Source organism: Brevundimonas sp. KH_058 (genome assembly GCF_057838505.1).
Window position 1 is genome coordinate 2,171,993 of the sequence record NZ_CM174469.1, and the last position, 18,188, is coordinate 2,190,180.

27 protein-coding genes are annotated in these 18,188 nt (G+C 66.3%); 8 read left to right on the forward strand and 19 right to left on the reverse strand.

What is annotated here, in order from left to right; translation table 11 throughout:
- Positions 1–23 precede the first annotated feature (23 nt).
- The 3 genes from AC3ISA_RS10510 to purL are packed head-to-tail and all read right to left on the reverse strand — an operon-like array spanning position 24 to position 3,180.
- Positions 24–527 carry a hypothetical protein gene (locus AC3ISA_RS10510; protein WP_489177844.1) on the reverse strand — a complete coding sequence of 168 codons (504 nt, stop codon included), beginning with the start codon at positions 525–527 and terminating at the stop codon, positions 24–26.
- A gap of 2 nt (positions 528–529) precedes the next feature.
- The gene (locus AC3ISA_RS10515; protein WP_489177845.1) at positions 530–967 is read right to left on the reverse strand and encodes a DUF305 domain-containing protein; all 438 of its coding nucleotides are present in this window, start codon (positions 965–967) and stop codon (positions 530–532) included.
- On the reverse strand, positions 964–3,180 hold the full coding sequence (gene purL / locus AC3ISA_RS10520; protein ID WP_489177846.1) for a phosphoribosylformylglycinamidine synthase subunit PurL: 2,217 nt from the start codon (positions 3,178–3,180) through the stop codon (positions 964–966). Before purL ends, AC3ISA_RS10515 begins: the two co-directional genes overlap by 4 nt.
- Before the next feature lie 111 nt (positions 3,181–3,291).
- On the opposite strand from purL, the gene AC3ISA_RS10525 reads away from it, so the two are divergent.
- Together AC3ISA_RS10525 and AC3ISA_RS10530 are read left to right on the forward strand one after the other, a co-directional pair.
- Positions 3,292–3,432 carry a hypothetical protein gene (locus tag AC3ISA_RS10525; protein WP_489177847.1) on the forward strand — a complete coding sequence of 47 codons (141 nt, stop codon included), beginning with the start codon at positions 3,292–3,294 and terminating at the stop codon, positions 3,430–3,432.
- Positions 3,429–3,680 carry a Tat pathway signal protein gene (locus AC3ISA_RS10530; protein ID WP_489177848.1) on the forward strand — a complete coding sequence of 84 codons (252 nt, stop codon included), beginning with the start codon at positions 3,429–3,431 and terminating at the stop codon, positions 3,678–3,680. Before AC3ISA_RS10525 ends, AC3ISA_RS10530 begins: the two co-directional genes overlap by 4 nt.
- 159 nt (positions 3,681–3,839) lie before the next feature.
- On the opposite strand, the gene AC3ISA_RS10535 is transcribed toward AC3ISA_RS10530, so the two are convergent.
- Positions 3,840–4,637, reverse strand: coding sequence for a hypothetical protein (locus tag AC3ISA_RS10535; protein WP_489177849.1), 798 nt, complete (start codon positions 4,635–4,637; stop codon positions 3,840–3,842).
- A 74-nt stretch (positions 4,638–4,711) separates the two neighbouring features.
- On the opposite strand from AC3ISA_RS10535, the gene AC3ISA_RS10540 reads away from it, so the two are divergent.
- Positions 4,712–5,137: a hypothetical protein gene (locus AC3ISA_RS10540; RefSeq protein ID WP_489177850.1), complete on the forward strand. Its 426-nt coding sequence runs from the start codon at positions 4,712–4,714 to the stop codon at positions 5,135–5,137.
- 57 nt (positions 5,138–5,194) lie between these two features.
- Complete coding sequence (locus AC3ISA_RS10545) at positions 5,195–5,395, forward strand: hypothetical protein (protein ID WP_489177851.1); 201 nt, start codon at positions 5,195–5,197, stop codon at positions 5,393–5,395.
- A gap of 132 nt (positions 5,396–5,527) precedes the next feature.
- Here the strand turns inward: AC3ISA_RS10545 and purQ are convergent, their stop codons facing one another.
- The 9 genes from purQ to purC are packed head-to-tail and all read right to left on the reverse strand — an operon-like array spanning position 5,528 to position 10,178.
- Positions 5,528–6,190 (reverse strand): phosphoribosylformylglycinamidine synthase subunit PurQ, encoded by a 663-nt coding sequence (gene purQ, locus AC3ISA_RS10550; RefSeq protein ID WP_489177852.1) that lies wholly within the window; start codon positions 6,188–6,190, stop codon positions 5,528–5,530.
- Between the two features lie 33 nt (positions 6,191–6,223).
- Positions 6,224–7,426, reverse strand: coding sequence for an MFS transporter (locus tag AC3ISA_RS10555; RefSeq protein WP_489177853.1), 1,203 nt, complete (start codon positions 7,424–7,426; stop codon positions 6,224–6,226).
- Positions 7,427–7,478: 52 nt separating this feature from the next.
- Complete coding sequence (locus AC3ISA_RS10560) at positions 7,479–7,958, reverse strand: YbhB/YbcL family Raf kinase inhibitor-like protein (RefSeq protein WP_489177854.1); 480 nt, start codon at positions 7,956–7,958, stop codon at positions 7,479–7,481.
- A 29-nt stretch (positions 7,959–7,987) separates the two neighbouring features.
- Complete coding sequence (locus tag AC3ISA_RS10565) at positions 7,988–8,392, reverse strand: type II toxin-antitoxin system VapC family toxin (RefSeq protein WP_372694178.1); 405 nt, start codon at positions 8,390–8,392, stop codon at positions 7,988–7,990.
- Positions 8,389–8,649, reverse strand: a complete 261-nt coding sequence (locus AC3ISA_RS10570) for an AbrB/MazE/SpoVT family DNA-binding domain-containing protein (protein WP_372694176.1) — start codon at positions 8,647–8,649, stop codon at positions 8,389–8,391. The genes AC3ISA_RS10565 and AC3ISA_RS10570 overlap by 4 nt, the downstream gene beginning before the upstream one ends.
- A 44-nt stretch (positions 8,650–8,693) precedes the next feature.
- Entirely contained in the window at positions 8,694–8,930 is a 237-nt protein-coding gene (gene purS / locus AC3ISA_RS10575; protein ID WP_372694174.1) for a phosphoribosylformylglycinamidine synthase subunit PurS, read from the reverse strand.
- The gene (locus AC3ISA_RS10580) at positions 8,930–9,214 is read right to left on the reverse strand and encodes a virulence factor (RefSeq protein ID WP_372694172.1); all 285 of its coding nucleotides are present in this window, start codon (positions 9,212–9,214) and stop codon (positions 8,930–8,932) included. Before AC3ISA_RS10580 ends, purS begins: the two co-directional genes overlap by 1 nt.
- Positions 9,214–9,420, reverse strand: a complete 207-nt coding sequence (locus AC3ISA_RS10585; RefSeq protein ID WP_372694170.1) for a DUF5397 family protein — start codon at positions 9,418–9,420, stop codon at positions 9,214–9,216. Before AC3ISA_RS10585 ends, AC3ISA_RS10580 begins: the two co-directional genes overlap by 1 nt.
- On the reverse strand, positions 9,420–10,178 hold the full coding sequence (gene purC / locus AC3ISA_RS10590; protein WP_159849540.1) for a phosphoribosylaminoimidazolesuccinocarboxamide synthase: 759 nt from the start codon (positions 10,176–10,178) through the stop codon (positions 9,420–9,422). The genes AC3ISA_RS10585 and purC overlap by 1 nt, the downstream gene beginning before the upstream one ends.
- A gap of 286 nt (positions 10,179–10,464) precedes the next feature.
- Between purC and AC3ISA_RS10595 the strand changes: the two genes are divergently transcribed.
- Positions 10,465–10,788 (forward strand): DUF1476 domain-containing protein, encoded by a 324-nt coding sequence (locus AC3ISA_RS10595; protein ID WP_489177855.1) that lies wholly within the window; start codon positions 10,465–10,467, stop codon positions 10,786–10,788.
- Positions 10,789–10,975: 187 nt separating this feature from the next.
- Here the strand turns inward: AC3ISA_RS10595 and AC3ISA_RS10600 are convergent, their stop codons facing one another.
- The 5 genes from AC3ISA_RS10600 to purB form a co-directional block, all read right to left on the reverse strand.
- On the reverse strand, positions 10,976–11,608 hold the full coding sequence (locus AC3ISA_RS10600) for a fasciclin domain-containing protein (RefSeq protein WP_159849544.1): 633 nt from the start codon (positions 11,606–11,608) through the stop codon (positions 10,976–10,978).
- A 106-nt stretch (positions 11,609–11,714) separates the two neighbouring features.
- A complete protein-coding gene (gene purU, locus AC3ISA_RS10605; RefSeq protein ID WP_489177856.1) occupies positions 11,715–12,557 on the reverse strand; it encodes a formyltetrahydrofolate deformylase in 843 nt (280 codons plus the stop codon).
- Positions 12,557–13,078 carry a DNA-deoxyinosine glycosylase gene (locus AC3ISA_RS10610; RefSeq protein ID WP_489177857.1) on the reverse strand — a complete coding sequence of 174 codons (522 nt, stop codon included), beginning with the start codon at positions 13,076–13,078 and terminating at the stop codon, positions 12,557–12,559. The genes purU and AC3ISA_RS10610 overlap by 1 nt, the downstream gene beginning before the upstream one ends.
- Positions 13,075–13,806, reverse strand: coding sequence for a 2OG-Fe(II) oxygenase (locus AC3ISA_RS10615; RefSeq protein ID WP_372694160.1), 732 nt, complete (start codon positions 13,804–13,806; stop codon positions 13,075–13,077). The genes AC3ISA_RS10610 and AC3ISA_RS10615 overlap by 4 nt, the downstream gene beginning before the upstream one ends.
- A 4-nt stretch (positions 13,807–13,810) precedes the next feature.
- Positions 13,811–15,109, reverse strand: a complete 1,299-nt coding sequence (gene purB, locus AC3ISA_RS10620; RefSeq protein WP_489177858.1) for an adenylosuccinate lyase — start codon at positions 15,107–15,109, stop codon at positions 13,811–13,813.
- 153 nt (positions 15,110–15,262) lie between these two features.
- Between purB and AC3ISA_RS10625 the strand changes: the two genes are divergently transcribed.
- The 3 genes from AC3ISA_RS10625 to AC3ISA_RS10635 are packed head-to-tail and all read left to right on the forward strand — an operon-like array spanning position 15,263 to position 16,451.
- Positions 15,263–15,583, forward strand: a complete 321-nt coding sequence (locus AC3ISA_RS10625) for a DMT family transporter (protein ID WP_489177859.1) — start codon at positions 15,263–15,265, stop codon at positions 15,581–15,583.
- A gap of 22 nt (positions 15,584–15,605) precedes the next feature.
- Complete coding sequence (locus tag AC3ISA_RS10630) at positions 15,606–16,262, forward strand: glutathione S-transferase (RefSeq protein ID WP_489177860.1); 657 nt, start codon at positions 15,606–15,608, stop codon at positions 16,260–16,262.
- A gap of 57 nt (positions 16,263–16,319) precedes the next feature.
- Positions 16,320–16,451 carry a hypothetical protein gene (locus AC3ISA_RS10635; RefSeq protein WP_372694152.1) on the forward strand — a complete coding sequence of 44 codons (132 nt, stop codon included), beginning with the start codon at positions 16,320–16,322 and terminating at the stop codon, positions 16,449–16,451.
- Here the strand turns inward: AC3ISA_RS10635 and AC3ISA_RS10640 are convergent.
- Complete coding sequence (locus AC3ISA_RS10640; protein WP_489177861.1) at positions 16,448–18,088, reverse strand: lytic transglycosylase domain-containing protein; 1,641 nt, start codon at positions 18,086–18,088, stop codon at positions 16,448–16,450. The genes AC3ISA_RS10635 and AC3ISA_RS10640 overlap by 4 nt on opposite strands.
- Positions 18,089–18,188: the final 100 nt, after the last annotated feature.

Sequence of the window (18,188 nt, forward strand, 5' to 3'; positions counted from 1 at the left end):
CTGAAGCCTGCCGATCAATGACGTCAGCGAGGGCGTGACGCCCTGCCGATGGCGCCGAGCAACCGCGCCATATCTTCAGCGGCCGAATCCTTCGCGCGTTGGTTTGAGGGTGCGGGTTTCAAAACCGGGGCCGACGGCGCCGCTGGAGCCGTTTGAGAGGCTCTCTTCTTTTCGCGCCGCTCGAACAGAAAGCGTTGAAGACCCCAGACGAGGTGAGGCGTCCACGGCTGGCCGCAGGCGGTGCTCTTGCCCGCCTTGTTCAGGAGGCCGGCGACCTCATTGGGTCGGGTGAAGCCGCTCTTGAAACAGGCGCGGAGCAGGGGGTCGAGCTCATCCAGGAACGCCTCCCTGGAGCGATCGCGAAAGGCGAAATGCTTCAGTTCGTCTCTCGTGATCTGCGAAGGCTTGGACGGCGGGCGTCCGGCAGGCCGCTCCGGCTTTTGCGCCCGGGCGCGTCCAGTTGGCGTCGCCTTGCCTTTGGAGGGACCTGCCCGTTTCCCGCCGCTGAGATAGGGTTCCTTGCCCATGCTCAGTTCGCCGCAGCGGCGGTCGGCGCCCAGGCCTTCATTTCGGCGATCTCGCGCGTTTGGGCATCCACGACGCTCTGGGCCATGCGGCGGATGTCCGGGTCGCGGCTGTCGCGCAGGGCGACTTCGGCCATGGCGACGGCGCCTTCGTGGTGGGCGATCATCTTGGCGACATAGGCCTGATCGACGGTCTGGCCGGATGCGGCGGCCATCTTCTCATGCATCTCGGCTTCGGACGCGGCGAAGGCCCGATCGCCGGGGGTGGGGCCGGCCTTATCGTGACCCGCGTGGCTGGCGGCCTGGGTCTCGGCCGTCGTGCGGGCCGCCGCCGCATGGTTGGCGGCGGATGTGTCGCGCAGCGCCTGCTGCACCGGATCACCGCCGCCGTCGCAGGCCGCCAGCAAGCCTAGCAACGCGACAGGCAGGGCGGCGCGGATCATGCGGCGTCGCCCAGCCAGCCCGGCATCCAGCCTTCGTGCCATTCGCGCAGATGGGCGACGGGGATGCTGAACAGGTCGGTGGACCCAAAGGCGTCGCCGCCCGCGCGGCCGACGACCGAGGCGTGCAGGCCGGCCTCGCGCGCCTTGGCGATCAGGGCGTCGGCGTCGGTCACGGCGACGAGGTAACGGGCCTGATCCTCTCCGAACAGGAAGATGTGGGCGTGGGTCGCGCTGGTGGCGTCCAGGGTCACGCCGACATCGGAGGCCAGCACCAGATCGGCGGCGGCGCCGATCAGGCCGCCGTCGGACAGGTCGTGAACTACGGTCAGGTCCCCGGCCTCGATCAGGTCGCGCACGAAGTCGCCGGTCTTCTTCTCCAGCTTCAGATCGACGGGCGGCGGGGCGCCGTCCTCGCGGCCCAGAACCTCGCGCAGATAGATCGACGCGCCCAGTTCGCCATGCGTCCGACCGATCAGGACCAGCGTATCGCCCTCGGCCATGGTCGAGAAGTTGGTCACCACGTCATAGTTGGGCAGCAGGCCCACGGCGCCCACGGTCGGGGTGGGCGGAATGGCGACGCCGTTGGTCTCGTTATACAGGCTGACGTTGCCCGAAACGACGGGGAAGACCAGTTCGCGGCAGGCTTCGGCCATGCCGTCGATGGCGCGGACGATCTGGCCCATGATCTCGGGGCGCTGCGGATTGCCGAAGTTCAGATTGTCGGTGATGGCGATAGGACGCGAACCCACGGCGGTCAGGTTGCGCCAGGCCTCGGCCACGGCCTGTTTGCCGCCCTCATAGGGGTCGTTCTGGACATAGCGGGGGGTGCAGTCCGAGGTCACGGCCAGGCCCTTGTCCGTGCCATGCACCCGCACCACGCCGGCGTCGGCGCCGGTGGCTGAATCCTGCAGCGTGTCGGCCATGACGTGGCGGTCGTACTGTTCCCAGATCCAGCGCTTGGACGCCATGTCGGGGCAGGCGACGACCTTCATCACCGCATCGGCCCAGTTCTCTGGCGCGGGGATCTCGGCGTGGTTCAGTTTCGGTTGCAACGCCGGCTGGACCCACGGGCGGTCATACAGGGGCGCGTCGTCGAACAGAGGCGCCAGGGGCACGTCGCAGACGGTCTCGCCGTGATGCTTCAGCACCAGACGGCCTGTGTCGGTGGTGACGCCGATGGTGGCGGCGTCCAGGCCCCACTTCTTGAAGATGCGTTCGCCGTCGGCCTCGCGGCCGGGCTTCAGGACCGCCAGCATCCGCTCCTGGCTTTCCGACAGCATCATCTCATAGGCGCTCATGCCCTCTTCGCGCTGGGGCACGGCGTCCATGTTCAGCTCGATGCCGACGCCGCCCTTGCCGGCCATCTCGACCGAGGAGGAGGTCAGGCCCGCTGCGCCCATGTCCTGGATGGCGGCGACGGCGCCAGAGGCCATCAGCTCCAGAGTCGCCTCGATCAACAGCTTCTCGGCGAAGGGATCGCCGACCTGGACCGTGGGGCGTTTGGATTCCGACTCGTCGTCGAACTCGGCCGAGGACATGGTCGCGCCGTGGATGCCGTCGCGGCCGGTCTTGGAGCCGAAATAGACCACCGACAGGCCCGCCGAGGGCGCGGCCGAATAGAAGATGCTGTCCGACTTGGCGATGCCCACGCACATGGCGTTGACCAGGATGTTGCCGTTGTAGCCCGAATGGAAGTTTGTCTCGCCCGCCACCGTCGGCACGCCGACGCAGTTGCCGTAACCGCCGATGCCCGAGACGACGCCCTTGACCAGACGCTTTGTCTTCTCGTGGCTGGGATCGCCGAAGCGCAGGGCGTTCAGCAGAGCCACCGGGCGCGCGCCCATGGTGAAGACGTCGCGCATGATGCCGCCCACGCCCGTCGCCGCGCCCTGATAGGGTTCGATGTAGGAGGGGTGGTTGTGGCTCTCCATCTTGAAGATGCAGGCGTCGCCGTCATCGATGTCGATCACGCCGGCGTTCTCGCCCGGGCCGCAGATGACGCGATCGCCGGTGGTCGGGAACTTGCCCAGGTGGATCTTGGACGATTTGTACGAGCAATGCTCGGACCACATGACCGAGAAGACGCCCAGTTCGACATGGTTGGGCTCGCGGCCCAGCCGGTCGAGGACGACCTGATATTCATTGGGGGCCAGGCCGTATTCGGCGGCCAATTCAGCCATCGACTTTTCGGGGGTCTTTTGCGGAGCGCTCATGGGCGGCGCTTCTAGCCGCAGATGGGCCAAATGTCAGCCCGCACGGTGCAAGATCGGGGAACATCGACCATCGCAGACGGTTGATTCCGACGACAGTCACAGGAGCCGACCATGACCGCTGCGCCCATCGACCCCGCCGCAACACCCGAAGACGAGGATCTGCCCGAGATCGCCGCAGACGACGCCGGCGCGTCCGCCCTGGCCGAAAAGGCCCAGAAACAGGCCGCCGACACCGAGGAGGATGCGGCATGAGCAAGCCCCACACAGACCGCATCGTCCCGGCCTCAGGCCAGCAGATGGATCGCTCGAACGATCCCGAAACGACGGCGGAGATGGATGCGGCGGCGCCAGAAGCTGCCCTGGCCAGCCGTCGTCAGCGACTGACCGGCTCGGCCGTCGGGGTCGGCAGCGTCGGCTTCGATGAAAGCGGCGCCTTCGACGTCGACGCCGACGATCACGACCCTAAGGACGACGCCATAACCGACACGCCGAAACCCTGATCAATCTCTTTTCCGCTCATCCCGGCGAAAGCCGAGACCCAGTGCTTTGGGCGCAAGTTGCTTGAGATCACGGGTCGGTGGTCATCTGACGCAATGAGGATGCGACAGAACTGGGTCCCGGCTTTCGCCGGGATGAGCGGGGAGTAGAGGGTCCGAGGCTTAGCGGGCGCGTTCGACGCCCGGCCGCAGGCGGAAGGTCAGCAGCAGCCCGCCGATCAGCAGGACGATGGCGCCGGCCAGGGCGGTGAAGGCGACGGCGGGCTTGTCCGCCTGTTCGGCGACGAAGGCGCCCAGCAGGCCCCAGGCGGTCGGCAGCGGATAGGCCATCGTCCTCAGGACCGCCGTCACCGCCAGGGCGACGACCACGACCGAAACGATGGCGACGATGGCCCACAGGCTGGGCGACAGGCCGGCGGGCAGGGCGTCGAACGCCGTAACCGTCGTGATCAGGTTCAGCGGCGCGGCCACAGTCAGCCAGCCGGCCAAAGCGGCGAGCGGCCAGGCCAGCAGGATGCGCTCGCGATCCATCAGCCGCAGCGCGCGGATATGTCCCGACACCGCCAGCAGCGGCAGCAGCAGGGCGATCAGAGAGGCGAAGATCACCCCGACGCTGGCGGCCTTCAGGTTCATGGCCGCCACGATGATCCAGAAGCCGATGCCGAAGAAGGCGACGGCGGACGGCAAGCCCATCCGGCCTAACAGCGGGCTCTCGCCCGTTTGAGGCAGGGCCTGGCGGATCGCATAGGCCAGGATGCCGATATAGATCAAACCCCAGATCGAGAAGGCGTAACCGGCGACCCGCAGGGTGGTGTTGCCGTCGGCGGCGAACTCGGCCTGATTCAGACCCAGGCCAGCCAGGTTCTGAACCACGGGCACGACGATGGCGAACAGGGCGGCGAGCAGAACGATCAGGCGCCGGGTGCGCTGGCGGGGCGTGGGGCGGATGATGGAGGACATTCGGATTCCAGTGCGACGCTTATCCGGCCTTTACGCGCCGAACCGACAGAAGGTTCACCCCGAAAGCCAGAAAAGTGAAGCTTGCATTGGCGAGCGGCGGCTTCATCTTGTGGGACATGACGCTCCGGGTCCGCCTTCTTTGCCTGTGCCTCGCGTCCTTCGCCGCCGTTGCGGTCGTGGGCGAGGGGCGGGCGCAAAATGCCTCGACCCTGACGGCGTCGGTCCAGGCGGCATGGACCCGCGTCCGCGCCGCCCTGACGCCAGAGCAACAGGCCAATGAGGTGCGCGGATTCCTGTCGGTCCTGGCCTCGGCTGAGGGTCGGCCGACCCTGCCGCCGCTGGATGCGCGCGACATCGCCTCGGGTCGTGCGGTCTCGCTGGACGATCCCGCCCTGCTGCAACGCCCCCAGGCGCACGAGATCACCGTGACGGTCGGCGGCCAGTTCCTAATCTTCCGCCCCCTGTCGCGCGCCAGCCTGGAGCCGTTTTTCGGTCGGTAGGAACAATCGCCGGGACCGAACGGTTGTCAGGATGATCCCTCAACACAGGAAACTCCCATGGCCGATATCGACAACGACCAACCCTCGTTCGAAGAAGAGGTCGAAGCCAACCGCGCCATCGAGCAAGGCCTGGGCGTCGGCGCCCGTGAACTGGCCGCCCAGCGCGAGGCCGGTGAAAAGGCGTTCGACGACGAAGAGGTCGAAGACGACGCGGCCGCAGACCTTTCGGACGGACGCGCTCAGATCAAGGATATCTAGACGGGCTCAAGGTTCGACCTTGAAATTGACGGCGAAGCGAACAAGGCGGCCGGTGTGCAGGTGTCAGCGGATTTTCGCTAGCACGGACATCATCGCCCAGCTCTCGCCGTGCCGACCAACTCGCGATTGCCGTCAAGCGGCGGCATAGATGCTCTTGAACAGCGTCGCGCCGTCGGCCGAGCCCAGTTCTGCCTCAAAAGCGCGGTCGGGATGGGGCATCATGCCCAGGACGTTGCCGCGCGCGTTCTGGATGCCCGCGATGTCGTTGACCGAGCCGTTGGGGTTGTCGACGTAGCGGAACACGACCTGCCCCTCGCCCTCGATCCGGGCCAGGGTCTCGGCTTCGGCGAAGAAGTTTCCGTCGCCATTGCCTTGTGTCATCGTCACTTCGGCCTGGCCTTGATAGCCGGCGGTGAACCGGGTCTGGCCGTTGGCGACCGTCAGGGCGATGGGTCTGCAGACGTATTTCAGGCCCTTGTTGCGCAGCAGGGCGCCCGGCAGCATGCCGGCCTCGCACAGGATCTGGAAGCCGTTGCAGATGCCGACCACGGCGACTCCGTCTTCCGCGGCCTTCTTGACCGCCTGCATCACCGGCGACTGGGCCGCCATGGCGCCGCACCGCAGATAGTCGCCATAGGAAAAGCCGCCGGGAATGACAATCAGGTCCAGGCCCTTGGGCAGTTCGGTCTCGGCATGCCACACCATGGAGACGGGCTCGCTGGTGGAGCGTTCGACGGCGACCTTGCAGTCGCGATCACAGTTGGAACCGGGGAAGACGATGACGGCTGCGCTCATGGCGCGGCCCTTTAGCAGGGTTCTTTTGGCTTGTCAGGCCGTCACGCGCGCCCGACCCGTCAGCCAGGCCACGATGAAGATGGCGAACCCGCCCAGCGACAGGCCGACGCCGACCCAGGCGGTCGAGGTCCAGCCGTAACCCGCAGCGATCGCCATGCCGCCCAGCAGGGGGCCGATGGCGTTGGCGGTGTTGAACGCCGAATGGTTCAGCGCCGCCGCCAAGGTCTGGGCGTCGCCGGCGACATCCATCAGCCTTGTCTGCAACACCGAGCCCAGTCCGCCGCCGCCGCCGATCAGGAAGACCACCCCCATCACCGCCCAAAGATTCGACGCCGCCATGGGATAAAGCGCCAGAGCCGCCGCGCTCCACAGCAACAGGCCGCCGGCCGCCTTGAACCCCACATGGTCCGCCGCCCACGCGCCCAGGATATTGCCCAGGAACATGCCGACGCCGAACACCGCGAAGACCCAGGGCATGACCTCGACGCCCGCGCCCGTCAACGCCTGCAGCGTCGAGGCCAGATAGGCATAGACGGCGAACATGCCGCCGAAACCCACGGCGCCGACACCCAGCGTCAGCCAGACCTGCCCCCGCTTCAGCGCGCCCAGCTCGCGCCAGGGGCTGGCGTCGGGATGCGCCGGATCGCGCGGCGCGAACAGGGCGACCAGAGCCATGGTGATGACCGCCAGCATGCCTACGATGGCGAAGGTCCAGCGCCAGCCATAGGCATGGCTGATGATGTTGACGACGGGCACGCCCAGCACCGTCCCGACCGTCAGCCCCATCAGTATGGTCGACACCGCCCGCGTGCGGAAATGCAGCGGCACGATGGAGGCCGCCACCAGGGCCGCCACCCCGAAATAGGCGCCGTGCGGCAGGCCGCTGAGGAAGCGGAACACCAGCATCCAGCCATAGGTGGGCGCAAGCGCGCTGAGCACGTTGCCGACGGCGAACAGGGCCATGAAGCCGATCAGCAGATGCCAGCGCGGCAGCCGCGCCCCCAGCACCGCCAGGATCGGCGCCCCCACCACGACGCCGGCTGCATAGGCGCTGATGACATGGCCGGCAGTCGGCGCATCGACGCCCAGGCCGGCGGCGAAGTCGGGCAGGATGCTCATGGCCGCGAACTCGGTCACGCCGATGGCGAACCCACCCATGGCCAGGGCGATCAGCACGAGGGCGACCGCCCCGCGCGAGCGGACGGGAAGGGCGGTGTCGAGGGCGGCGTCTGTCATGTTGCGCTGCAACCTAATCAGCGTTCATGACACGACAAGGGCGGCCGGCCGATCAGCCCTTGTTTTCGTAGGTCGCCGTGATCGAGGCCTTAGCCAGGGTGTGGAAGTGCAGGTTGAAGCCGAACACGGCGCCCGAGTTGTCGGCCGTGACGTCCAGGCTTTCCACATCCACGGCGAAGACCGTGAAGATGTATCGGTGCGGACCATGGCCGGGAGGCGGCGCAGCGCCGCCAAAGCCGGCCTGGCCATAGTCGGTGCGGCCCTGGATGGCGCTGTGCGGCAGGTGTCCGCCGGCCGATCCGGCCCCGCTGGCCAGTTCGGTCACGTCGGCGGGAATATTGGCCACGGTCCAGTGCCAGAAGCCCGAGCCGGTCGGCGCATCGGGATCATAGCAGGTGATCGCATAGCTCTTCGTACCCTCCGGCGCGCTGGACCAGGCAAGGTGCGGCGAGACATTGCCCTTGGCATGAACCTGGGCGTCCGGCAGCACGCCGCCGTCCTGAATGTCGGTGGAGGTGAGGGTGAAGGTCATTTGAAGGGGCTTTCTCGGGACTGTAGAAATCAGGCGGCGGACAGGAGGCGCGCTTTCACGCCGTTGCGATGCAAGAGCCGCACCGCCTGAACGTCGAACGAGACGAAGGTTTCCCCGCCCAGCCATTGTCCGTCATGGGCGATGACGCCGTCCGCGAAATCGCCGCCCGCTTCCAGCACGGCGAGGCCGGCCTCGGCGGCCGTGCGATCCACCGAAATGTTGCGCATATCCAGCAGACGACGAATGGCGGTGGCGATGTCCTCGCGAGAGGCGCGATAGCCCCGCGCCAGAACCCAGGCGAACTCGCAAAGGGATTGGGTGCTGACCGCGACCCGATCTGCGGTCTCCAGGGCCTCGACCGCCAGACGCTGCTGGTCTTCGTCGTCGCCGACGACGGCCCGTAACAGGACATTGGTGTCGGCGGTGATGTTCACGGCTGCTCGGGGGCTTCGCCGGCCTGCGCGGTCAGGGCGCCGATTTCTTCGATCGACAGGCGCGCGCCGTTCGTCCGGCCCTTCAGGAAACCGGACAGGTCGGACCATGAGCCGGTCATCTGTTCGGCGCTCAGCTCCGCGCGCCCGTCAGGCAGCAGATCCAGACGGATCTTCTGCCCCGGCTGGATGCCGAGATGCTGCAACACCTCCTTGCGGAAGGTCACCTGGCCTCGGCTCGTGACGGTCAGCGTGGTCATCTCGTCAATGTAATGCGATCATGCATTACATTCAACAGTCAGTGTCAGGCCGCCTCGATGCGGTAGCTTTCGATCACCGTATTGGCGAGCAGTTGCTCGCACATCTTCTTAGCCTCGGCCTGGGGGTCTTCGGCGCCGGCGAGGTCGAACTCGATCAGCTTGCCGACGCGGGCGTTCGAGACGCCCGACCAGCCCAGACCCTGCAGCGCGCCCTCGACGGCCTTGCCCTGAACGTCCAGGACGCCGGGCTTGAGGAAGACGTGAACCTTGATTTTGGCCATCAGCCGTTACCTTTCATGAAGGGGGTGAAGTCGGACCATTGTTCGATGCGGAAGGCTCGAACATCCCGAACACATTGTGGGAACCAGGTCAGCGCCTTCAGCGCGTTCATGGCTTGAAGCAGATTGGCCAGGTCCTCGACCTCGGTGACGTAGCCGCTGCCCTGGATGCGAGCAAAGCCGTAACGCTTGAGCGTGCGGCCGATCTCGTCATAGGCCTGGGTCACGCCTTTCGGATGGACGGCTTCCGTTTCGGCCACCACCAGGTCGAAAGCGATGGCGAACATCAGGCCTTGGGATCCTGTCGGGCGGCAGCGGCGGGATAGGTCAGTTCCTCGCCGCTTTGGACGACACGAATCCGAACCCTGTCGTCGCCGCTGGGACCGAGGATTTCGTAGAGGGGACCTTCTGCGCCGAAGTGGCGAAACCGTGCGACGCCCGTCATGTCGACGTCGTGGGCGAACACGGCTCCGGTCTCTTCGACGCTGCTCATCAATGCAGGCCGCCCTGGATCACTGTCGGCATGCCCTTCATGATGCCCAGGCGACGCGCGACTTCGGTATAGCTCTCGATGACATTGCCCAGGTCGCGGCGGAAGCGGTCCTTGTCCAGCTTCTCGCCGGTGGTGGTGTCCCACAGGCGGCAGCTGTCGGGGCTGATCTCGTCGGCCAGCAGCACGCGGCTGAAGTCGTTTTCCCAGACGCGGCCGAACTCGATCTTGAAGTCCACCAGGGTGATGCCGACGGCGCCGAACATGCCCGACAGATAGTCGTTCACGCGCACCGTCATCGCCAGCATGTCGTCCAGCTCCTGGGTCGAGGCCCAGTTGAAGGCGGTGATATGCTCTTCGGTGACCATCGGGTCGTTGAGCTCATCCTTCTTGTAGTAGAATTCGATGATCGAGCGGGGCAGCGGCGTGCCTTCCTCGATGCCCAGGCGCTGGCTCATCGAGCCGGCGACGATGTTGCGGCAGACGACTTCCAGCGGAATGATCTCGACTTCGCGGATCAGCTGCTCGCGCAGGTTAAGGCGCTTGATGAAGTGGTTGGTCACGCCGATGCCATTCAGGCGCGACATGATGAATTCGCTGATCTGGTTGTTGACCACGCCCTTGCCTTCGAGGACGGCCTTCTTCTGCGCGTTGAACGCAGTGGCGTCGTCCTTGAAATACTGGATCAGGGTGCCGGGCTCTGGTCCTTCGTAAAGGATCTTGGCCTTGCCTTCGTAGATTTTCTTGCGCTTGCTGTTCATCGTCCGGTCCCGCTTACGGGCGCCCTCCAGAAACAAAAATCGCGCGGCCATGATGGAGGGGAAGACCCGGTCCTGGCGGCGCGTTTCGGAATCGTTCGGGCAGTCAATCTCGTTCGGGGTCTCCTTAGCCGATGGCGAGCCGCGATACAAATGAGGATGGCGAAGGGTGCAAAGGATGGGGACAGGATGTCCACCCGAGTGAAGTCATGTTGCGTTCAGGGATGGGCGGTCTATAGACGGCCCTTGCCCCGACGTTAGCGGGGCGTACGGAGCTATGCTGAGCGAAATGACGACCTTCGACGATCGGGAAAAGGCCTTCGAGGCCAAGTTCGCCCTCGATCAGGAGCAGGAGTTCAAGGCCATCGCCCGGCGCAACCGGATGCTGGGCCTGTGGGCTGCCGAAAAGATGGGCCTATCGAGCGAGAGCGCGGATCAGTATGCCGCCGCCGTCGAGCGCGCCGATTTCGAGCAGCCAGGCGACGAGGACGTGTTCCGCAAGGTCGCCGGCGACTTCAAGGCCTCGGGCTTGTCGGTGTCGGAAGGCGAGATTCGCTCCAAGATCGACGAACTGGCTTCGATCGCCCGCGAAGGCATACGTGCCGGCGAGTAAGTCTTAGGCCTTCGGGCTGATTCCTGAGAATTCGAAAGGGCCGCACCCGGGGGAAAGTGCGGCCCTTTCTTTTTTGCCGGGGACGTTGGGGGATGTCTCACCCGGCGTACTGTGCGTCTCGCGCCCTTCAATAACTCGGGCGCCCAGATTTGGTTTCAGCCCTAAATGGGTGAGACGCGATTATTTTTTACGGCATCAAGACCGTATCCACGACGTGGACTACGCCATTGGACTGACCCACGTCGGCCTGGGTGATGGTGGACTTGCCGCCCTTGGCGTCGGTGATGACCCAGGTGTTGTTCGGGCCGGCCGAAACCTTCAGTTCTTCGCCCTGAACCGTCTTCAGCGTGGCGGTTCCGCCGTTGGCCTGGGCCTGGGCGGCGATGTCAGCCGCCGTCAGGCGACCGGCCACGACGTGATAGGTCAGGATCTTGGTCAGGTCGGCCTTCATCGCCGGCTGCATCAGGCTGGTGCGCGTCGCCTCGGGGATCTTCTCGAAGGCGGCGTTGTCAGGCGCGAAGACGGTGAAGGGGCCGGGGCCCTGAAGCGTCTCGACCAGACCCGCGGCGGTCACGGCCGAAACCAGGGTGGTCAGGTTGGAGGCCTTGGACGCGTTGGCGACGATGGTCTCGTTGGGGCTCATGGCGGCGCCGCCTACCATCGGATCGGTCGCGGGAGCCATGGCAGCACCCTCGGCCGGAGCCATGGCGGTCGATTCAGCCGGGGTCGCAGCCGCCGGTTCGTTGTTGTTGCAGGCGCCCAGCGCCATCAGCGCGCCGCCGGATACGGCGACGAGCATGAGATTGCGAAGATTGGTCATTGTGTTTCGTTCCCTTTGGGCCGCTCTCAAGGCGGTAACGGGAACGTTACGCGTGAGACCACACAATGGATGCACTGACCGCGTCAAGAAATCGCAGCTTCACCATTCAGTCTTCGAACACGACCGTCTTTGTGCCGTGCAGCAAAACGCGATCTTCTAGATGGCGACGAACGGCGCGCGCCAGGACGCGGCGCTCGATATCTCTCCCCTTTCGGATCAAATCTTCGGGCGTGTCGCGGTGGCTGATCCGCTCGACGTCCTGTTCGATGATGGGGCCTTCGTCCAGGTCGGGGGTGACATAGTGGGCGGTGGCGCCGATCACCTTCACGCCTCGCGCGTGGGCCTGATGATAGGGGCGGGCGCCCTTGAAGCCGGGCAGGAAGGAGTGGTGAATGTTGATGCAGCGTCCCACCAGCTTGCGACTGAGGTCGTCGGAAAGAACCTGCATGTAGCGCGCCAGCACGACCAGTTCGGTGCCCGTCTCCTCGATCAGCCGCAGCAGTTCGGCCTCCTGCGCCGGCTTGTCGGCCGCGCTGACCGGCAGGTGATGGAAGGGCAGGTCGCCCAGATCGACATGGCCGATCAGGTCGCGCGGGTGGTTCGACACGACCGCCGTCACCTGCATCGGCAGTTCGTCGATGCGCCAGCGGTACAGCAGGTCGGCCAGACAGTGATCGAACTTTGACGCCAGGATCATCACCTTGCGCGGCGCGGGACCTCGCAGGGTCCAGTCCATGGCGAACCGCTCGGCCAGGGGCGCGAAGGCGTCGCGTATCGCGGTCTCGGCGTCGCCGTCCGCCGGCTCGAACACCACCCGCATGAAGAAGGTGGCGCTGGAGGCGTCGCCGAACTGTTGGGCGTCGGAGATGTTGGCGTCCCGCTCCAGAAGGAAGGCGGAAACGGCCGCGACGATGCCGTGGCGGTCGGGGCAGGAGAGGGTCAGGATCATCAGGCGGCAGGCTTATCCGGGAGAAACTTCCCCAGTATGGCCCAGCTGTCCGCCTTTGCCGACAAGGATATTGCATGAGCGGGGCTGGACGACGGCAGATCGACCAGGGCGAGGCTATCCAGATCGCTCAAGATGCGCCGCCCCAGCCGGGCCGCCAGCCCGCCGTTGAAGGCGACGGCCCGCAGGTTGGGCAGGCTTTCGACCAGCCCCCGCAGATCGGCCGCCTCCGGCGAGCGGATGGCCGCGTCCAGACTGCCCGATCGCTCTGCCGAAGCGATCACGTCCCACAGACCCACGCCGCGCGCCTTCAAACGTTCGAGCCGTCGCTCATAGGGCAGGGCGGCCAGGTCTTCGCCCAGCACCCCGCCGATCAGGGGCCAAAAATCGTTGCGCGGATGGGCGTAATACTGCGCCGCCTTCAATGAGGCGTCGCCGGGCAGGCTGCCGAGGATCAACAGTCGGGTCTGCCCATCGACCACGGGAGCGAAGCCTTGCCTGCGGTCGCCGGTAGGGCCCTTCACTTGACCGGCGGGTCGTCGCGCAGCCAGCCGGTGATCGAGCGACGCTTGCCGCCGGCATAGGCGGCGACCGGCGCGACCGAGTGCATCCGCGGCGTCTTGAATACGGTCCAGACGTTGAAGCCCGGTTTGAAACCACGCTCGATGTCGCCGTTCGCATCGTGGAACATCAACTGACCGCCCCAGTCGGGCCGCCAGTCGCGCGACAGGCCCAGCGTATAGGCCGCGCGCCGTTCGCCCACGCCCGTGTCGTCATGCCGGGTCAGGAAGTCGCCGGGCCGGAACCAGGTCGCCTGGGCGTCGATCTTGGTCACGCCGGCCTCGCCCGTCACCGCCTTGGCGAAGGTGGTGAAGGGCGTGTCGTTGAAGAATTGCAGCAAGACATGGGTGGCGTGACCCTGGTCCTGGCCGGTCAGCAATGCCGGGATGATCGGATAGGCCAGATAGATGAAGGAGAATCCGCTGCGGGCTTCCGACAAGGCGTGCTGGATTCTGGCGGTGACCGCTTCACGACTCAACTCGGCCATCTCCTGAGGCGACAGCAGCTTGCCGCCTTCGGGGGTCTTCAGCGACAGGCGCCAAGCCGTGTCATGTTCCAGCGCAAGGTCCAGCCATTGGGCGCTTTCCTCGTCCAGCAGGTCTGGCACCTGCACCATGCCGTCGCGCGCATAGGCCGTCGCATAGTCGCGGGGATCGAGCCGGGGATTGAGCCGGATCGTGCGCTCGCTCATGGTCTCAGTCTCCGAACACCCGCTTGAACACCACGTCCACGTTCTTGGTGTGATAGTCGAGGTCGAACAGGGCTTCCAGCTGATCGGCGGGCAGGGTGACGCGCGCGTCGGCCTTCAGGAAGTCGATGAAGACCCCTTCGCCGCGCCAGACCTTCATGGCGTTCTCCTGCACCGCGGCATAGGCGTCTTCGCGCGAGATGCCGGCTTGTGTCAGGGCCAGCATGACCCGTTGCGAATGAACCAGACCGCCCAGGCGGTCGATGTTCTTCTGCATGTTCTCAGGATAGACGTTCAGCCGCTCGACCACGTTCGCCAGACGTTGCAGGGCGAAGTCCAGATGGATGGTGGCGTCGGGGCCGATGCCGCGCTCGACCGACGAGTGGCTGATGTCGCGCTCGTGCCACAGGGCGACGTTCTCCATCGCCGGGATCACGGCCGAACGGACCAGACGGGCCAGGCCGGTCAGGTTCTCGGTCAGGATTGGGTTGCGCTTGTGGGGCATGGCCGACGAGCCCTTCTGGCCCTTGTCGAAGAATTCCTCGGCTTCAAGGACTTCCGTGCGTTGCAGGTGGCGGATCTCGACGGCGAGGCGTTCGACGGACGAGGCGACGACGCCCAGGGCGGCGAAGAAGGCGGCGTGACGGTCGCGCGGGATGACCTGGGTCGAGACCGGCTCAACCTGAAGGCCCATCTGGTCGGCCACATACTGCTCGACCGCCGGATCGACGTTGGCGAAGGTGCCGACGGCGCCGGAGATGGCGCAGGTGGCGATCTCTTCCTTGGCGGTGATCAGCCGGCGCTTGGCGCGCTGGAACTCGGCATGATAGCCGGCCAGCTTCAGGCCGAAGGTCACCGGCTCGGCGTGGATACCGTGCGAGCGGCCCACGGTCGGGGTGTGTTTATGCTCCTTGGCGCGTTTCTCCAGCGCGGCCAGAACCCGGTCGACGCCGTCGATCAGCAGGTCCGACGAGCGCGCCAGCTGGACCGCGAAACAGGTGTCCAGCACGTCCGACGAGGTCATGCCCTGGTGCAGGAAGCGGGCTTCCTCGCCCACGATTTCCGACACATGGGTCAGGAAGGCGATGACGTCGTGCTTGGTGGTGCGTTCGATCTCGTCGATGCGGTCGGCGTCGAAGGTCGCATCCTTGCCCTTGGCCCAGATGGCGTCGGCCGCCTCCTGCGGGATCACGCCCAGCTCGGCCATCTTGGTGGCGGCGTGGGCCTCGATCTCGAACCAGATCTTGTATTTGGTCTCTTGCGACCAGAGGGCGGCGGCGACGGGGCGGGAATAGCGCGTGATCATGGGCGGGTCGTGTCGGTCTCAAGGGCTTCAGAGTCAAGGTTCGTCGCTTGACTTCGCGACGGCCTGTCCCAGATATCCGTTCAGAGGACGACCTCTCCCTTCATCGGGCATGACCGCCGGGACGACCCGGCTCGCCATGCAAGGGAGACCGTCATGGCCTGGATATTCCTTCTTTTCGCCGGCCTGCTCGAAGTCGTCTGGGCCTTTCTGATGAAGGCGTCGGCCGGTTTCACCAAGCCGTGGCCGACCATCGGCATGCTGGTCTTCATGATCGGATCGTTCGGCCTGCTGTCGATGGCGATGAAGACCCTGCCGCTGGGCACGGCCTATGCCATCTGGACCGGGATCGGGGCGGTGGGCGCCTTCGTCGTCGGCGCGGTCTTTCTGGGCGAGCCGCTGACGCCGCTCAGGATCGCGGGCGTCACCCTGATTGCCTCGGGACTGGTTGTGCTGAAGCTGGCGTCCAGCCATTGAGAGAGCGAACGGGAGACCTGCAATGGAACTGATCATCGGGCCGCGGGCCTATTCGACCTGGTCGCTGCGCGGCTGGCTGACGATGAAGGCGACGGGCGCGGACTTCTCCGTCATCGACGCCCGCTATGACACGCCGGAACACAAGGCGGCGCTGGAGGCCGTGTCGCCGTCTGGCTTCGTGCCGGCGCTGCGGGTCGGCGGCGAGTTGATCTGGGACACGCTCAGCCTCGCCGAATGGGCGGCGGAGACCTATCCGCAGGCGAAGCTATGGCCCGCCGATCCCATGACGCGCGCCCTGGCCCGGTCCGCGACGGCCGAGATGCATTCGGGATTCTCGGCGCTGCGCAGCTTCTGCGGCACGGGGCCGGATCATCCGATGGTGGGAGAGGCGCGGGCCGAGACCCCGTCCGATCCTGCGCTGGACCGCGACCTGGCGCGGCTGGTCGCGCTGTTCGGTCAGATGCGCAGGCGTTTCGGCATCGACGGTCCCTGGCTGTTTGGTCAGAGATGCATCGCCGATATCTTCTTCACTCCGGTCGCGGCGCGGGTGCGGCATTTCCAGATCGACCTTGCCGATCATGGCGACGACGGGACGGCGGTGACCTACCTCGCGGCCCTTCTTGACCACCCCGACTTCCGCCAATGGGAGGCGGAGGCCTTGGCTTCGACGTGGGCTTAACGGGCGAAAACCATCCCGGCTGACGCCGCGTTAAACGGACGCTGTTATCCGTTGGGAATGAAAAGCCCGACCCTCCCGACCGATCCGGCCGAACCCGTCTCGCGCGGCATTCATCCGGTGATGGGCTATGGTCTGGCGGCCCTGATCGGCGCAGCCTTCTGGGCCAGCCTGCTGTTTACGGTCTTCTAGCGCGCGCCGGCGACGGTGGTCGCCTCGGCGATCAGGACCGGCTCGGCCTGGGGCGGCGGGGCGACATAGTCCAGCGCGACCGGCACGGCCTTGGCGCCCGACGCCAGGGCGTCCAGCGTCTTCAACGGCCCGCCGAACAGGCGCTGATAGATCCAGTAGCTGGCCACGACCTTTTCGACGTAGTCGCGCGCCTGGGGTACATCGATCGTCTCGATCAGCAGCAGGGGATCGGCGTCCGGTCCCAGCTTGCGCACCGCCGCCAGCATCGGACCCGGCCCGGCGTTGTAGGAGGCCACAGCCCGCAGCAGGTCGCCCTGGAAGGCCGGCAAGGCCAGCATCCGGTTGATGTAGGTCTGGCCCAGACGCATGTTCACGGCCGGGACCAGCAGCTTGGACGGGTCGCTGACGAAGGTGCGATCTCCCGTCATCTCGGCCGCCGTCGTCGGCATCACCTGCATGATCCCATAGGCGCCGACGCTGGAGCGGGCGTTGGGATTGAAGTCGGTTTCCTTGAGCGCCAGCGCATAGACCAGCGACTTCTCGATGACGAAGCCGCCCTCGGGCGCCAGGTCCGGCATCGGATAGCGGGTCGCGTCGATACGGGTCGCGTCCGCATTGCCGACCGGCATGATGGCGCGCGCCAGGGCCGTCCACATCTTGGCCGCGTCGCCGACGGCGGTGCGCAGGCCCGAACGCAGCTCGGTCTCGGCGTCGGCGCGGCGTCCCACCTCGTAGAAGGCGACAGTGCGCTTGGCGCGGGCGTCGGCCTGGACAAAGGCTTCCAGCGCGGTCGGCTCGACGGCGGCGCTCTGGGGCACATAGGCGGCGCGGCGCAGGTGCGGCTCGGCCTCATAGGCGCGCGGCCCCATGTTCTCGATGGTCGGCTCCTCGCCCAGCTGACGCAGGGCGATCTGACCATAGAAGGTGGCGGGCCACTGGGCCGACAGACGCAGATAGTCGGTCACGCGATCCTGGCGGCCCGACTGGCCGGCTGCGCGTGCGGTCCAGTAGGCGGCGCCGGCGCGAACCCAGGGGTCTTCGGTCGGATCATTGGCCACGCGCTCGAAGGCGGCGAAGGATTCATGGAACTGGCCCAGGCGCCATTCCGCCAGTCCGACGGTCCACCAGTCGCCGATCTGGCGGCCCATGGCCGAGGCGCCGGTCAGGTCATCGTTGTTATAGGCGACGCGGGCGGCCTTCGCGGGATCGTCGACCCCGCCGCCCGAGACGGCCGTGACCAGGCTGTTCCAGGTGCGGCCGATCACGCCGCCGGGCCGCATCGGCTCGGGCGCGCCGTCGGGGCGGCGACGCAGCGCCAGCGTATAGACGCGGTCCGCGCATGGGAGGTCGGAATAGGTCTCCAGCCAGGCCGTCAGCTCTTCGTAGGTGGCGACATGGTCGGGGTGGAAGAGGCTCTCGAACTCGACCTGACCCAGCAGGACCCGGTCCTGCGCCTGGCGCGCCGAGGCGCGGGCGGTCTCGATGTCGCCGCGCCGCAGGGCGTCGAAGGCGGTGGTGTAGGAGATGCGGTCCGCAGAGCTGAGGGCCGTGGGCCGCGTGGAACTGGCGCTCGATTCGGCCGTTGATCCGTAAGGCGTTTCGGCGATGGCCGCGCCCGCTAGGGCGCTGAAAGCCACAGCAAGCGTCGGCGCGAGGAACGCGCGGCGGAACAGAAACATAAGCGGCGGCCCCCTCGTTGGCGACGCGCGTAATCTACTAGGCGCGTGTATGGCGATC